The sequence below is a fragment of the Bradyrhizobium lupini genome (genome assembly GCF_040939785.1).
Taxonomy (GTDB): Bacteria; Pseudomonadota; Alphaproteobacteria; order Rhizobiales; family Xanthobacteraceae; genus Bradyrhizobium; species Bradyrhizobium canariense_D.
Genome location: NZ_CP162553.1, coordinates 3,348,987 through 3,362,074, shown reverse-complemented (window position 1 = coordinate 3,362,074; position 13,088 = coordinate 3,348,987). Strand labels below are relative to the sequence as shown.

At 64.8% G+C, this 13,088-nt stretch carries 13 protein-coding genes; 1 reads left to right on the top strand and 12 read right to left on the bottom strand.

Going from position 1 to position 13,088, the window contains the following annotated elements:
• Positions 1-22: 22 nt before the first annotated feature.
• Genes AB3L03_RS15905 through AB3L03_RS15895 form a run of 3 tightly spaced genes read right to left on the bottom strand, consistent with a single transcriptional unit; the run spans position 23 to position 4,207 of the window.
• On the bottom strand, positions 23-1,105 hold the full coding sequence (locus tag AB3L03_RS15905; protein ID WP_204513130.1) for a lipocalin-like domain-containing protein: 1,083 nt from the start codon (positions 1,103-1,105) through the stop codon (positions 23-25).
• Entirely contained in the window at positions 1,095-3,557 is a 2,463-nt protein-coding gene (locus AB3L03_RS15900; RefSeq protein ID WP_368508886.1) for an ABC transporter permease, read from the bottom strand. Before AB3L03_RS15900 ends, AB3L03_RS15905 begins: the two co-directional genes overlap by 11 nt.
• Positions 3,554-4,207 carry an ABC transporter ATP-binding protein gene (locus AB3L03_RS15895; protein WP_204513132.1) on the bottom strand — a complete coding sequence of 218 codons (654 nt, stop codon included), beginning with the start codon at positions 4,205-4,207 and terminating at the stop codon, positions 3,554-3,556. The genes AB3L03_RS15900 and AB3L03_RS15895 overlap by 4 nt, the downstream gene beginning before the upstream one ends.
• Before the next feature lie 145 nt (positions 4,208-4,352).
• Here AB3L03_RS15895 and AB3L03_RS15890 point away from each other — a divergent pair, with 145 nt between their 5' ends.
• A complete protein-coding gene (locus AB3L03_RS15890; RefSeq protein ID WP_085349635.1) occupies positions 4,353-5,711 on the top strand; it encodes an MFS transporter in 1,359 nt (452 codons plus the stop codon).
• Positions 5,712-5,897: 186 nt separating this feature from the next.
• Here the strand turns inward: AB3L03_RS15890 and AB3L03_RS15885 are convergent, their stop codons facing one another.
• The 9 genes from AB3L03_RS15885 to soxY all read right to left on the bottom strand — a co-directional run bounded on the left by AB3L03_RS15885 (position 5,898) and on the right by soxY (position 13,054).
• Positions 5,898-7,106, bottom strand: a complete 1,209-nt coding sequence (locus tag AB3L03_RS15885) for an MFS transporter (RefSeq protein WP_018455979.1) — start codon at positions 7,104-7,106, stop codon at positions 5,898-5,900.
• A 131-nt stretch (positions 7,107-7,237) separates the two neighbouring features.
• Entirely contained in the window at positions 7,238-7,411 is a 174-nt protein-coding gene (locus AB3L03_RS15880) for a hypothetical protein (protein ID WP_018455980.1), read from the bottom strand.
• A 76-nt stretch (positions 7,412-7,487) separates the two neighbouring features.
• The gene (locus AB3L03_RS15875; protein ID WP_018455981.1) at positions 7,488-8,525 is read right to left on the bottom strand and encodes an MBL fold metallo-hydrolase; all 1,038 of its coding nucleotides are present in this window, start codon (positions 8,523-8,525) and stop codon (positions 7,488-7,490) included.
• Positions 8,526-8,796: 271 nt separating this feature from the next.
• Positions 8,797-9,255 carry a hypothetical protein gene (locus AB3L03_RS15870; protein ID WP_018455982.1) on the bottom strand — a complete coding sequence of 153 codons (459 nt, stop codon included), beginning with the start codon at positions 9,253-9,255 and terminating at the stop codon, positions 8,797-8,799.
• Complete coding sequence (gene soxB / locus AB3L03_RS15865) at positions 9,252-11,003, bottom strand: thiosulfohydrolase SoxB (RefSeq protein WP_018455983.1); 1,752 nt, start codon at positions 11,001-11,003, stop codon at positions 9,252-9,254. The genes AB3L03_RS15870 and soxB overlap by 4 nt, the downstream gene beginning before the upstream one ends.
• A 55-nt stretch (positions 11,004-11,058) precedes the next feature.
• Positions 11,059-11,376: a hypothetical protein gene (locus AB3L03_RS15860; RefSeq protein WP_085349637.1), complete on the bottom strand. Its 318-nt coding sequence runs from the start codon at positions 11,374-11,376 to the stop codon at positions 11,059-11,061.
• Positions 11,373-12,236: a sulfur oxidation c-type cytochrome SoxA gene (soxA, locus tag AB3L03_RS15855; protein WP_085385505.1), complete on the bottom strand. Its 864-nt coding sequence runs from the start codon at positions 12,234-12,236 to the stop codon at positions 11,373-11,375. The genes AB3L03_RS15860 and soxA overlap by 4 nt, the downstream gene beginning before the upstream one ends.
• On the bottom strand, positions 12,236-12,547 hold the full coding sequence (soxZ, locus tag AB3L03_RS15850; protein ID WP_018455986.1) for a thiosulfate oxidation carrier complex protein SoxZ: 312 nt from the start codon (positions 12,545-12,547) through the stop codon (positions 12,236-12,238). The genes soxA and soxZ overlap by 1 nt, the downstream gene beginning before the upstream one ends.
• A gap of 15 nt (positions 12,548-12,562) precedes the next feature.
• On the bottom strand, positions 12,563-13,054 hold the full coding sequence (gene soxY, locus AB3L03_RS15845) for a thiosulfate oxidation carrier protein SoxY (protein WP_018455987.1): 492 nt from the start codon (positions 13,052-13,054) through the stop codon (positions 12,563-12,565).
• Positions 13,055-13,088 lie beyond the last annotated feature (34 nt).

The window sequence follows — 13,088 nt, the reverse complement described above, 5'->3', positions numbered from 1 at the left end:
GTCCCTTCGAAGAGGTCCCGGTTCAATACCCGGTCAGCTCGAGATAGCCAACGCCGTCATGCGTACCGGCAAAGCTGATCGGCCCTTCCCAATAGGAAAAACCGGTCCCCATCCACGCCTGTGGATTGAGCGGCTTGCACTGGATCGAGAACGACCGCGAGGGGATCGCGATCTGCCATTCCACCGGGAGCTTGTGTCCCGCGACCTCAGCCGTCGCTTTCGGCATCATCTGGATATCGTCGCCCGCGATCATCTGCGTCTCGCCCGCCGCGCTGATCCAGTTGCCGAACGGATAATCTTTGCCGTCCTTCTGCCGGAGCCGGTACAGCATCAGCTTGTCACCGGATGACAGGTGCAGCGACAGCCAGTCCCAGCCGGTCTGGTCGGCATCGAGTGGCTGGCTGCTCCATTCGCGGTCCATCCAGGCCTGGCCGGAAACATCGACCGTCCTATCGTCGATGGTGAGCGTGCCGCGGGCGCGATAGAACGGCTGGCTGTAATAATAGGAGGCCTGACCGCGCTCCGATTTACGGCTGTAGCCGCCGGCGCCCTGCAACACCACCGGACGATCGGCCTCGAGCGTCAGCACGTAACTGAAGTCGGCGCCCGAGGCCTTCAGCGTCAGCGGCGCTAAAGCGCGATCTTCGGTGCGCTCGGATCCGTTCATCTCCCAATCGTCGATCCAGGCCGAGAACGGTTTCGCCGTGACGCCGGCCTGTCCCACACCACCGCGGGAAAACAGCTCGTTGAAGCGGTGGGTGTCGGCGCGCGTTACCGCGGCATGCGCCATCCACACCTGTTGATTGGCCCAGCCCTCGCCCTGCGGCCCCGGCTGCGTCGCCTGCCGGAACAGCGTCCATTGCAGGCCGCAAGCCGCGCCGCTGCCATCGACGAGATTCGCCGTGAGATACCACCACTCGATGCGAAACTCCGGATGCGGCCCGTGATCGCCGGGAAAGGCGAACGTCTTCCCCGGTGTGACCTTCGCAAAGCCGTCGGCCGTTTCGCCGAGCCCGGCATAACCTTGCGCGCCCGCGCGGCTGACAGCCGCGAGCGCGGCGATCCCGCCCGCGAAGGTGCGCCGGGAGATCCTGTCAGCGCTCATTGGCAAACACCTTGACGAGGCCCGCCGGCTGCATCCGGGCCAGTCGGATCATCGGCGGCAGCGCGGCAAGCAACGAGGCGGACAGCGCGATCGCGACCAGTTCGACCAGTTGCAGCGGAAACACATGGAACGGCAGCCGCCAGCCGAACGCCTTCACGTTCACGATCGCGATCAGGCACCACGCCACCAGCAGCCCGAGCGGCACGGCCAGGAGCGAGGTGAACAGCGCGACCGACAGCGTCTTGGTCAATTCGATCGCGGCAAGGCGCGGCCGCGTGATGCCGATCGCCCAGAGCGGCGCGAGCTGCGGCAGGCGGGAGTTCTCCAATGTCAGCAAGCTGGTCAGAAGCGCGATCCCGGCGACGCCGAGCGTGAACGCGTTCAGCGCCGAAGTCACCGCAAAGGTGCGGTTGAAGATCCGGATCGACTCCGCCTTCACCGTCGCCTGGTCGGCGACGCTGCGGTCGTCGAGCGCAAACTGCTTCTGCAGCGCCGTGATCAGGCTGGGGATATTCTCCTTCGCGACGATGAGACCGATGCGCGTCTGCGGCGTCTGCGGAAAATGCCGGATCAGCGCCGCGACATTCACCGCCAGCTGTCCCTTGGGGTTGCCGTAGTCGGCATAGATGCCGACGATGTCGAGCTCCCAGGTCCCGCCCGGCGCCGGGACGTCTACGACGTCGCCGACGCGGACGTTGAGGCGGCGGCTCAGCTGCTCGCTGATGAAAGCGGCATTGCCGGGTATGAGTTGTGTCCAGGCACGGGGTGCGGCTTCGAGCAGCGGCCAGCGCTCGCGATAGAGCGCGTGATCGGGCAGGCCAAGCAATTCCACCGGCTGGCCCTGCACCTGCGCCTCGGCGCGTCCGCCCGACAAGATCGCCTGGACATCGCTGCGCTCCTTCAGCCAGTTGCGGATCGCGACACCTTTGGCGTTGTCGGAGGCGCTGATGTAGACGTCGGCTGCGAGCCGCCCGTTGAGCCAGCCGATGAAGGTGCGGCTGAACGTTCCCACCATGGTGGACACCCCGACATTGACGGCGAGCGCGAGCAGCAGCGCCATCAGCGCCAGCGACAAACCCGAGAGCTGCTGCCGACTGTCCGCCCAGAACCACAGCGCAAGCGGCCTCCGCGCGAAACGCTGCCCGGTCCGCAGGATGATGTCGAGGAAGGCCGGCAGGATCAACGCCGCGCCGAGCATCAGCGCTGCCAGCACGCCAAAGCCCGCGATCAGCGATTGCCCGTACTGGAGCAGCAACAGCGCGACCACCAACACAGCGCAGGCAGCCCCGCTTTGCAGGATCAGCCAACGGCGCTGCCGCTGTTGCCAGGCGCGCGGCTGCGCGGTCGCCAGCACCGGCATCCTGACAGCCTTGATCAGGCTGGTCGCCGCGGCCACCAGCGCGCCCACAATGCTGATGCCGATCCCGGCGAGCCACCATTCAGGTCGCAAGCTGAGCTGCCCCGGGATCTGCGCGCCATAGAGTCCACGCAGGGATGCTGCGACGTCGGGCAAGAGCGCGGCCGCAATGAAATAGCCGCAGGCAAGCCCGATCAGGCCTGCGATCAGCGACAGCGCCACGAGCTCGACCACCAGCACGGTGTTGACCAGTCGGGCCGAGGCACCGCAGGCCCGCAGCGTACGCAGCATCGGCAGCCGCTGCTCGAAGGCGAGACCGACGGCTGAATTGACGATGAAAAGACCGACGAAGAACGACAGCAGGCCGAACGCGGTGAGGTTGAGGTGAAAGCTGTCGGTGAGACGCTCCAGCTCGGTCTCCGCATCCGGCTCAACCCGCTGTAAGCGGTCGCCGACGACGCTCGCTAAGGGCGCGGGCTTGCCCTTGGGCTTGCCGATCAGAAGCCGCGAGATCTGGTCCGGCTTGTTCAGCAGCCGCTGCGCAACGCCGATATCGACCACGAGCACGTCGGGCACGAGCTGCGGCAGCACGCGCAGCGGCGGCAGTATTGCGCCGTTGCTGATCGGCGGCGCTGCGCCTTCCCGCTCCTGCAAGTCGGTCAACGTTTCCTTTGCCACCAGCGTCTGGCCCGGCGGCGCGACGAAGCTGCTCAGATCGGCGGCGCCGAGGCGCGGTGCGTTGCCGACATCGACCGGTAGCGTCACCGGCTCGATGCCGAGCAGCCGGACCGAGCGCCCGTTGACCTGGACCCGTCCCTCCAGCATCGGCGAGACCGGCCAGCCGGCGCGGCGCAGCTTGACGAACAGCTCCTGCGGAAAGGTCGCGGCATCAGGCGCGACCAGCATCGGCGTGCGCGCGCCGCCGAAGGTTGCCGCGGCGCGGTCATAGGCGTTGCGGGCCTGCTGGTTGATCGCCTGCACGCCGCTCCACAGCGCGGTCGCCGCGATCAGCCCGATCAGGAGCGTCGCGAACTGCATCTTGTGGCGCCGCCAATGGCTGAGCAGCACGGCGAGGACCCAGAGCGCGCGCCTCATGCGATCCGCCCGGCATGCAGGTTGACGTGGCGATCGAGTGTCGCGGCCAGATGCAGGCTGTGCGTCACCATCAGAAAGCCGCAGCCGGTGCGCGTGACGAGGTCGCGCGTCAAGGCCAGCACGTCCTCGGCGGTGGCCTCGTCGAGATTGCCGGTCGGCTCGTCCGCCAGCAGCAACGACGGCTTCGTCGCCAGGGCCCGGCCAATCGCGACCCGTTGCTGCTGTCCGCCCGACAATTGTTCTGGATAACGCTTGAGCAGGCCGCCAAGCCCGAGACGCTCGATCAGCTCCTTGTACCAAGCCTCGTCGTACCGGCCGGCGATCCGTGCCTGAAACACCAGATTATCCCCGACCGACAGACTCGGGATCAGATTGTATTGTTGAAACACCAGGCCGATCCGGTCGCGCCGCAGGCCCGCGCGTCCCGCATCGGACAATTTGGTGACCTCCGTGTCTTCCAGTCGGATCGTGCCGCCATCGGCGGCATCGAGCCCTGCGATCAGGTGCAGCAGTGTGCTCTTGCCGCTGCCGGACTCGCCGGTCAGTGCGACGCGTTCGCCGGCCTTGAGATCGAGATCGACGCCGCGCAGGACATGGACCGGCTCACCGGCCGAAGAGAACGTCTTGGAGAGGTTTTGGATGCTCAGCACGATGAATGGCGCCGGACGGAATTAGCGGAATTGCTGCGTAGCACACTTGCTGCGGAAATGCCGGGTTGCGTTGGTATTGAAGCCGTTGTTAGCTCCTAAGAGGACCACATCAAAAAAGTGCCAAAAAGGGACGACGGGGAGAACGATGAGCGCTCAGGCAACGCAGCCCGCGGCGGGCAAGATGACGGGGATGTCCAAGGAAACGTCGAAGGAAACGCAAAAGCAAACGCCAAAGGGCGCCTGGACCGTTACATTTCTCCTGTTTCTTTTCATGCTGGTGAACTTCGCCGACAAGATCGTCGTCGGTCTCGCGGGCGTTCCGATCATGACTGAGCTGAAGCTCGAGCCCGAGCAGTTCGGTCTGCTCGGCTCGTCGTTCTTCTTCCTGTTCTCGATCTCGGCGATCGTGGTCGGCTTCATCGTCAACAAGGTACCGACCCGCTGGGTGCTGTTGACGCTCGCGGTGATCTGGGCGCTGACGCAGTTTCCGATGGTCGGCACCGTCTCTTTCACCACACTCCTGATTTGCCGCATCGTGCTCGGCGCCGGCGAAGGCCCGGCGGCCTCGGTGGCGATGCACGCGATCTACAAGTGGTTCCCCGACGAGAAGCGCACGATGCCGACCGCAATCCTGTCGCAGGGTTCGGCCTTCGGCGTGATCCTGGCGGTCCCGGCGCTGAACTGGATCATCGTCAACCATTCCTGGCACTATGCGTTCGGTGCCCTCGGAATCGTCGGCCTGATCTGGGTCGCCGCCTGGCTCGCACTCGGCAAGGAAGGCCCGCTGGACACCCACGCATCGGCCGTGATCGAACCGAAAATACCCTATCTCCAGCTTCTGACATCGCGCACTTTCATCGGCTGTGTGACCGCGACCTTCGGCGCCTATTGGGCGCTGTCGCTCGGGCTCACCTGGTTCACGCCCTTCATCGTCAAGGGCCTCGGCTTCTCGCAGTCTCAGGCGGGCTTCGTCTCGATCCTGCCCTGGGTGTTCGGGGCGACCATCGTCATTCTCACGGGCTGGATCTCGCAGGTGATGCTGGCACGCGGCTACACGTCGCGGATCTCCCGCGGCGTGCTCGGCTCTGTGCCGCTGATCGTCGGCGGCCTGATCCTCGCGATGATGCCGCACGTCCAAGGTGCCGGCCTCCAGATCGCCCTGCTCGTGGTCGGCTCCGGCCTGTGCGGCGCGATCTACGTCGTCTGCCCGCCCATGCTCGGCGAGTTCACGCCGACGTCGCAGCGCGGCGCGGTTCTCGCGATCTACGGTGCGCTCTATACGCTTTCCGGCATCATCGCGCCGCTCGTGATGGGCAGCGTAATCCAGCGCGCCGGCAGCATGCTCGACGGCTACATGACCGGCTTCACCATCAACGCCGCGATCATGGTCGGCTCCGGTGCGCTCGGGCTGCTCCTGCTCTGGCCCAACACGGAAAAGGCCAGGCTGACCGGTGGAGCTGCTCCGCAGGCAGCGCCGCTGAAGAGCGCGGTGTCGCCGACGTAAGGGGCCACTTCAGCCAACCCAATCACAACTGTCATCCCGGCGAAGGCCGGGATCCATAACCACGATTTTTAGTTTGGCGAAGACTTGGAGTTGGCAGCTTTGCGCCACAACTCCGATCGTGGTTATGGGCCCCCGGCCCCTATGCGCAATTGCGCACTAGGCCGGGACGACAATTGAGTTTGTTGCTCAAGCCGCGATTTGCCGCTTCCGCTCCGTGAACGGCGACAGCACCACCGTCGCGACCATGAAGATCACGGATGCGCCGAACACCCAATGCGGCGCGCTCTGGTCCATAATCCAGCCGAACAACAGCGGGCTGACGATGCCGCCGAGATTGAAGCCGGTGGAGACGATGCCGAAGGCGCGCCCCGCCGCGCCGGGAGGTGCTGCATTGCGCACCAGCATGTCGCGCGAAGGCGCGATCACGCCGGAGAGGAATCCCGCGGCCGCCATCGTGGCGGTCAGCGCCCAGCCCGGCAGCGTGACCAGCGCGATCAGCAGCACGATCGCCGCGTTCGCGGCGAAGCAGGCGGCGGCGACATAGCCGTGGCGCTCGGTGTGGTCGGCAAGAAAGCCGCCCGCGAGCACGCCGGCGGCGCTTGCACCGAGGAAGGCGGTGAGCGCGACATTGGCCGCGGAATAGGTCACGCCATAGCCACTCATCAGCGCCACCACGCCGAAATTGTTGATGCCGGCGACCGACAGGCTGAGCAGCATGAACAGTGCCGTCAGCGTGATCAGCGCCGGCGTGATCACGGCCTGTTTGGGTGCGTTCTCGGTGCCTGGCTTGGTCTTGTGCGCGCCGGCATCGGGAATGTTCATGGTCACCAGCAACACCGCGACCAGAACGCCGATCACGCCCGATGCGATCAGCGCACCGACACCGCCTGACACGATGACCATCGCGGCGACGATCGCCGGCGCCACCGCGCCGCCGAAATAGCCGGCAAAGGTATGGATCGAGAAGGCGCGGCCCATCCGCGCTTCGTCCATGTGCTCGGCGAGGATGGCGTAATCGGCGGGATGGTAGACGCTGTTGGCGAGCCCGAGCAGCACGGCGCAGGCGATCAGCGAGGTGTAGCTGAGATGCAGGCCAAGCAGGATCAGCGCGAGGCCGCCGAGGGTGAGGCCGCCCAGCAAAATCTTTCGCGCGCCAAAATGGTCGACGAGATAGCCGGTCGGCGCCTGCGTCAGCCCCGACACCACGGCCGACACGGTCAGCGCGAAGCCGAGCTCGACGTAGCCGACGCCGAGTTGATTTTTGAGGAAGGGAAACAGCATCGGCAGGACCAGCAGATGAAAATGGCTGACCCAATGCGCGATCGAAATTCCCGTCAGCGTGCGTAGCGCGCTGTCCGCCTTGCCTTGCTGCGGTGCGGCGAGAACGTCGACCATTGCAGTTCCGTTTCACGTCCTTTGGAGACGCGCAAACTATCGGGCAGAGCGGTTATTTGTCCATGAACGCAGGCGCATGGCAGTAGCGCGGGGCAGGACGACAGTTGAGAGCGTGGCAAGAGACGAGCCCCTCAAAACGGCTCGTCGTCCGGCCCGTAGCGGTCGCGCTTTGGTGTCGCGATGTCGCCGTCTTCGTAATCATCGTCTTCGGTGTCGCGCGGAGGCTGAGGCTTCTTCGCCTTGTCTTTTGCTGGCGCGTCGTCCGCAATTTTGGGCGGCGCGCTCGGCTTGCCGATCTTGGCCATGGCTGGTCCCGGACAGTGATGCTGCGCCCAAACCTATCCGGAAGATATGTGCAGTTCCTGACTTATCTCAAGGCGGTCAGTGCACCACCGGCCCGCCGGCCTTTTTCCAGGCATCGATGCCGCCGGCGATGTGGGCGGTGTTGGTGAGCCCGGCCTCCTTGGCGGCGGCGACAGCCATCGCAGAGCGTTCGCCGAAGGCGCAGAAGAACACGACGCGGCGACCGGTGGCGGCCGCGACCTCGCGCAGCATGCCGCCGGGCTTGAGGCTGTCCTCAACGGACGGATAGGGTGTATGCAGCGCGCCTTCGAGCATGCCGTGCTTCATCCGCTCATTGGTCTCGCGCAAATCGACCAGCAGGATATCGGGACGGCCGAGGCTGCGGATCGCCTCGACGGCGCGGAGCACGCGGCCCTCTTTCTCCAGCTCCTCCTGGTGCAGGCCGACATGCATGTTGGCGGGCACCGCGACGTCCATCATCTTCGGATTGGGCAGCTTCAGATTGGCCATCAGCTCGATATAGTCGTCGACCGAGCGCACCTGGAGCCGCGGATTGTAGCGTTTCTCCTCGCCGATGGTGGAGACGGTGTCGCCCTTGTAGTCATGCGCCGGGAACACCATGGTCTCGTCGGGCAGCTTGAGCAGGCGGTTGAAGATCGAATCGTACTGCGCGCGCGACGAACCGTTCTGGAAATCGGTGCGGCCGGTGCCGCGGATCAGCAGCGTGTCGCCGGTGAAGACGCGGTCGCCCATCAAGTAGGAGTAGGAGTCGTCGGTGTGGCCGGGCGTGTACATCACGTCGAGCGACAGGCCCTCGATCGTCACCTTGTCGCCGTCGGCAACCCGCATCGCCACCACGTCGGCCTTGGTCTGGTCGCCCATCACGGTCATGCAATGGGTGCGGTCGCGCAGCTCGCCGAGGCCGGTGACGTGGTCGGCGTGCAGATGGGTGTCCACGGCCTTGACCAGCTTGAGATCGAGCTCGCGCAGGAGCTGGCAGTAGCGGTCGACCTTCTCCAGCACGGGATCGAGGATCAGCGCCTCGCCGCCGGCGCGGCTCGCCAGGAGATAGCTGTAGGTGCCCGAAACACTGTCGAAGAGCTGGCGGAAGATCATGGCAAGACCCGGCGTGAACTACCCCGAGATTCTACTACATTTCGAGCTTACAAGAGAAGCAATTCACTGTGTAAGCAAGAAAATTTGGAAGATTTTTATTCCTGTGACGGGCGGGTGGGCGTCACCTAGCCACCGCTGCCATTCCCCGCGAAGGCGGGGAATCCAGTACGCCGCGCCCTCCCGTACCCCTCGCGGTCTCGGAGTACTGGATCGCCCGCCTTCGCCGGCGATGACACCGAGTATGCCGCGACGCTTCGCCCCGGCAAAAGGCTCAGGGCCTCACCACCGTGTATCCGTTCTCGCTGAGGAACAGGATCTGCCCGACCCCGACCTGCACCGGCGTAGCGGCAGGGATGAACTCCGGCCGCTTGCCGGTCTCCCGCTCGATCGTGTCGACAGTGTTGAGGCAGATGTCGAAGCGTACGCCTTGCGCGATCAGGCTCTCGACCTGCTTGCGGCGCTCGCTGCCGGTGAACAGGAGGTCGATGCCGGGACCGAACGCCACCACCTCGATTGCGACCTTGTCGGGGTCGTAGGCCTTCAGCAAATTGTTAGCGACGCTGAGCACCAGAGCTTGCTTCCTGGCATCGCCATCGGAGAGCTGCAGCACGATCTTGTGCTCGGCGAACGGCTTGTCCTGGAGCGGCACCTGCTGCGCGAAAGCCGGTGGCATCGCCGCCCAGGCGAACAGCGCCAGCAGCATCGCGGATAGGGTTTGCGACCGCATCATCCCTGTCCTGCGATGCCCGGATTACCCTCGACGCCCTTTAGCGTGACGCCGGAGCCGAGCCGCTCCTGAAACATCCGGCCCGAGCGCAGATATTTTGCCACCACATCCCACACCGGCGCGCCTTGCTGGCCGTTGACCGAGGCCCAGCCCGCGACCTTGTAGCGGTGGCTGGCACTGAGCGCCTTGCCGCCATTGAGCTTCAGCTCCGAGATCCGGCTGCCGATCGTCGCCGTCGGCGTGCAGGTGTAGCTGAGCCCACCGGCGCGCACCATGTCGCCGCCCTGCTGGTAATAGGGATCGGTATTGAAGAGGTTGTCGCAGACGTCTTCCAGCACGTCCTTGATCTCCGCGCCGGTCATCTCCTGCACATAGGTCTCGGGATAGCTGATCGCGGTTTCCGCGAGCAAATCCTCCATCGTCAGTGCCTGGCCGGACAGTCCGGTGACGCCCCAGCGGAAGCCCGGCGACAGCGCGATCTCGGCGTCGAACTCGGTGCGCAGCGCGCTGCAGATCAGCTCGTCGACTGGGCCGGCGAAATTGTCGCGTCGATACAGCAGGCGATCGGGCGTCGCGATCTTCTCCAACCAGTCGGTGACGAAGGGTGCCCGCAACCGGCCGATCAGTTCGGCCATCCCGGGATCGGGTTTCAACAGCTCGGAATAGACCGGCAGCAGATGATATTTGACGTCGCCGACCTTGCCCTTGTCGAGCGCGAGATCGAGCACGGCCAGAAATTTTCCGTTGGAGCCGGCATTGGTGACGAGCGTCGTGCCGCTCGCATTCTTCACGGCGATGGGCTGCGGGATCGCATCATGGGTATGGCCGCCGAGGATGACGTCGATACCGGTGACGCGGCTTGCGAGCTTGAGATCGACGTCCATGCCGTTATGCGACAGCAGGATGACCGCATCGACCTTGTCGGTGCCGCGCAGGCCGTCGACATGCTTCTGGAGCTCTTCCTCGCGGATGCCGAAGGACCAGTCCGGCGTGAACCGTTTGGGATGCGCGATCGGCACGTAAGGGAAGGCTTGGCCGACGATCGCGACGCGATGGCCGCCGAGCTCCTTGATCACGGAGGGCTTGAACACGCGTCCCGTCGCCTTGTCGAAGGCCGGGGCATCATTGAATGCGGCTTCCTCGGTGAGAAAAACGTTCTGCGCCAGAAACTCGCCCCTGAAGCGCGCGAGATTGTCGCGCAGCGCCTGCTCGCCATAGGTGAATTCCCAATGCCCGGTCATCGCCTCGACACCGAGCAGGTTTGCGGCCTCGACCATGTCGCGGCCCTGCATGATGTTGGCAAGTCCCGAGCCTTGCCAGAGGTCGCCGCCGTCAACGAGCACGGAGCGTTTTTCGCCGACATCGCCACGCAAGCGGTCGATCAGCGTCTTCAGATGGGCGAAGCCGCCGAGCTTGCCGAAGCGGCCTGCGGACTTCTCGAACTCGAAGCAGCTGAAGGCATAGGCATCCGCGCTGTCGGGCCTGATGCCGAAACGGTCGAGAAAGGCGCGGCCGACCAGATGCGGCGGCCGTCCCGCCATCTCGCCGATCCCGATATTGACGCTGGGCTCGCGAAAATAGACTGGATTGAGTTGCGCATGCGTGTCGGTGAGGTGAAGGATGCGCGCATTGCCGAACCGTTCGAGGTCGTAAATGCTCGCAGCCTCAGCACCGAGCGCAAGCCGCGGCAGGCTCAGCGATGCGGCAGCAAGGCCTGCATTCTTCAGGAAATCGCGGCGGCGGATCGCCATCCAGAAATTCTCCGCGCCCTCTCACGGTCGCAAGGCTGTTGCACAAGCGAACAGTCTAACGGATTTCCATCGCCTTCCAGGCTTCTTTTTCGGAAATCGCCTGGAAGATCGACGCCTTCGCCAGCGCCTCGGCCTCCCTGGCTGCGGCCACGGCGCGGTCGAAATCGCCGCCATCGGCCGCCTTCTTTGCGGCGGCCAGCGTCGAGACGGTCACGGTCCATTGGTTGCGCATGCCGGCGGCCTCCTTGGAGGCGGCCTCGGCGGCGGCAAAGGCCGCCTTGTAGTCTGCCTCATCTGCCGCGCGCGCCGCCGGCGCGAGCCCGAGGGTAAGCAGCAAGGCAAGCAGCCGGGCGAAAGGGAGTGACAGCTTCATGGCCGCGCTCCCGGTCCCGATATCGGCAGGCCGTTGGCGACGTAGGACAGGAAATATTCGACGTCGCGATATTCATCCGCCTGCGGCTCCAGCGGAACCGCGCGGGTCTGGCTGTTGCAGGTGACGAAGCGGCGGCTGGTGGTGCCCATGCCGCTCCATTCGGAGCGGTAGATCGGCATCGCGTTCAGAATGCCAAGCGCCGGCGCCAGGATCTCGGCGCGGATGCGCTCACCCGGGCTCTGCACATGGCAGCTCGCGCAGGAGAAATTCAATTGGCCGCGGCGGGTGTAGAAATAGCGCTTGCCGTTCTCGAATGCCGCGAGCGCGCGAGGATCGTCGGGGATCTTGATGTCCATCGGCTTGCCGCGCGAGGTGAAGGCCATGTACGCCGTGAGCGAGGCCATCTCGTCCTTGACGTAGGAATAGGGCGCCTCGCCATTGGCCTCGCGGCAGCGGTTGAGCGCCAGCTCCAGCGTGACGACCTTGCCTTCCTTCTCGTCGAAATAAGGATAGTTCTGGCGGATGCCGATGCCGCCGTTCGGGAAGCAGTCCGCATAGGTCTTGCCGTTCTTGAACGGGGTGGCGAACATCTCCTTGCCGGCGTCGAGCGCGAACTCGTAGGGCGGGAATTCCTCCTTCTCCTGCCACTGCCGCTTCATGTCCTCGTTCATGGAATAAGGACCGTTGACGAAATCCTCGTGCTTCACATCAGGGAATTTCTGGAAGAAGAAGTTCTGGAACGCCTTGGCATCGGCGATGGGATCGACCTTGTCGGCCGCCACCACGCGTGGAGAGGTGAGGGCCAACGCGACGAGCGCGGCGCTCAACGAACCAAGCAGGATGGAGGTGCGGGCCTTCATCACGAGATCTTCGCAGTGGTCGTGTCCGACGCACCCTTGTTATCCGTCCAGGAGACCTTGAGATCGTCGCCCTTCTTGGCTCCCTTGAAGCTGAACTTGACGTAGGGGTCCTTCGAGACGGCGGTGCCCCAATCGGCAACGAAGACGTCCTTGCCGTTACATTCGAATTTCAGCTGCTGGATGTAATGCGCCGGGATCAGCTCGCCCTTGGCGTCCTTGACGAAGCCGGTATCCATCGGGTGCTGGATCAGCGCCTGCACCTCGGTGATGTCGCCGTTGGTGGTGGCGCGGACGCGAATGCTGGATGCCATCTCGATCTTCCTCGCTTAGCCGCCGCAGCCGCCGACGGTGACCTTGACCTCTTTGGTCGCGCTGTAGAGCTTGCCGTCGGCCTCCACGATCGCGACCACGTTGGTGGTCTTGGCCATCTTCAGCCGGTTGGCAACAGCAGGGATCGTGCCTTCGGGAATCCTGTAGCTGGCGGCCAGCGCGCTGGGATTCTCGGCCACGAAGAATGAAATCGAGGTGACCTTGTCGAGTGTCGTCGTCACCGAGATCGGCACCACACCGCCGTTCTCGGCGATCTCGGGGGCGTCCAGCTTGACCTTGTCGGACGGCTCGGCGGTTTTGCCGTAGAGCGCCTTGATGGCGTCAGCCTCGCTCTTTTGCTTGAACGCCTCTTCCGGATATTTGTCGTTGGCCGCGGCGCGCGCGGGCGCGGCGCCGAACGGCAGATTGCCGAGGCCGAGCAACGCGACCGAGGCTGCGCCCTGAAGGATCAGGCGCCGCGTCGCGCTTGGGCCGGTGAGTGTGGTCATCTCTGGTCTCCCAACCAAATCTCGTGGCATGCCT

What these genes read in the sequence shown, in the direction of transcription:
- AB3L03_RS15905 (WP_204513130.1), bottom strand. Translation starts at nt 1,105, where the DNA reads ATGAGCGCTGACAGGATCTCCCGGCGCACCTTCGCGGGCGGGATCGCC.
- soxB (WP_018455983.1), bottom strand. Translation starts at nt 11,003, where the DNA reads ATGGCGATCCGCCGCCGCGATTTCCTGAAGAATGCAGGCCTTGCTGCC.
- AB3L03_RS15890 (WP_085349635.1), top strand. Translation starts at nt 4,353, where the DNA reads ATGAGCGCTCAGGCAACGCAGCCCGCGGCGGGCAAGATGACGGGGATG.
- AB3L03_RS15860 (WP_085349637.1), bottom strand. Translation starts at nt 11,376, where the DNA reads ATGAAGCTGTCACTCCCTTTCGCCCGGCTGCTTGCCTTGCTGCTTACC.
- soxA (WP_085385505.1), bottom strand. Translation starts at nt 12,236, where the DNA reads ATGAAGGCCCGCACCTCCATCCTGCTTGGTTCGTTGAGCGCCGCGCTC.
- AB3L03_RS15880 (WP_018455980.1), bottom strand. Translation starts at nt 7,411, where the DNA reads ATGGCCAAGATCGGCAAGCCGAGCGCGCCGCCCAAAATTGCGGACGAC.
- soxY (WP_018455987.1), bottom strand. Translation starts at nt 13,054, where the DNA reads ATGACCACACTCACCGGCCCAAGCGCGACGCGGCGCCTGATCCTTCAG.
- soxZ (WP_018455986.1), bottom strand. Translation starts at nt 12,547, where the DNA reads ATGGCATCCAGCATTCGCGTCCGCGCCACCACCAACGGCGACATCACC.
- AB3L03_RS15870 (WP_018455982.1), bottom strand. Translation starts at nt 9,255, where the DNA reads ATGATGCGGTCGCAAACCCTATCCGCGATGCTGCTGGCGCTGTTCGCC.
- AB3L03_RS15885 (WP_018455979.1), bottom strand. Translation starts at nt 7,106, where the DNA reads ATGGTCGACGTTCTCGCCGCACCGCAGCAAGGCAAGGCGGACAGCGCG.
- AB3L03_RS15900 (WP_368508886.1), bottom strand. Translation starts at nt 3,557, where the DNA reads ATGAGGCGCGCGCTCTGGGTCCTCGCCGTGCTGCTCAGCCATTGGCGG.
- AB3L03_RS15875 (WP_018455981.1), bottom strand. Translation starts at nt 8,525, where the DNA reads ATGATCTTCCGCCAGCTCTTCGACAGTGTTTCGGGCACCTACAGCTAT.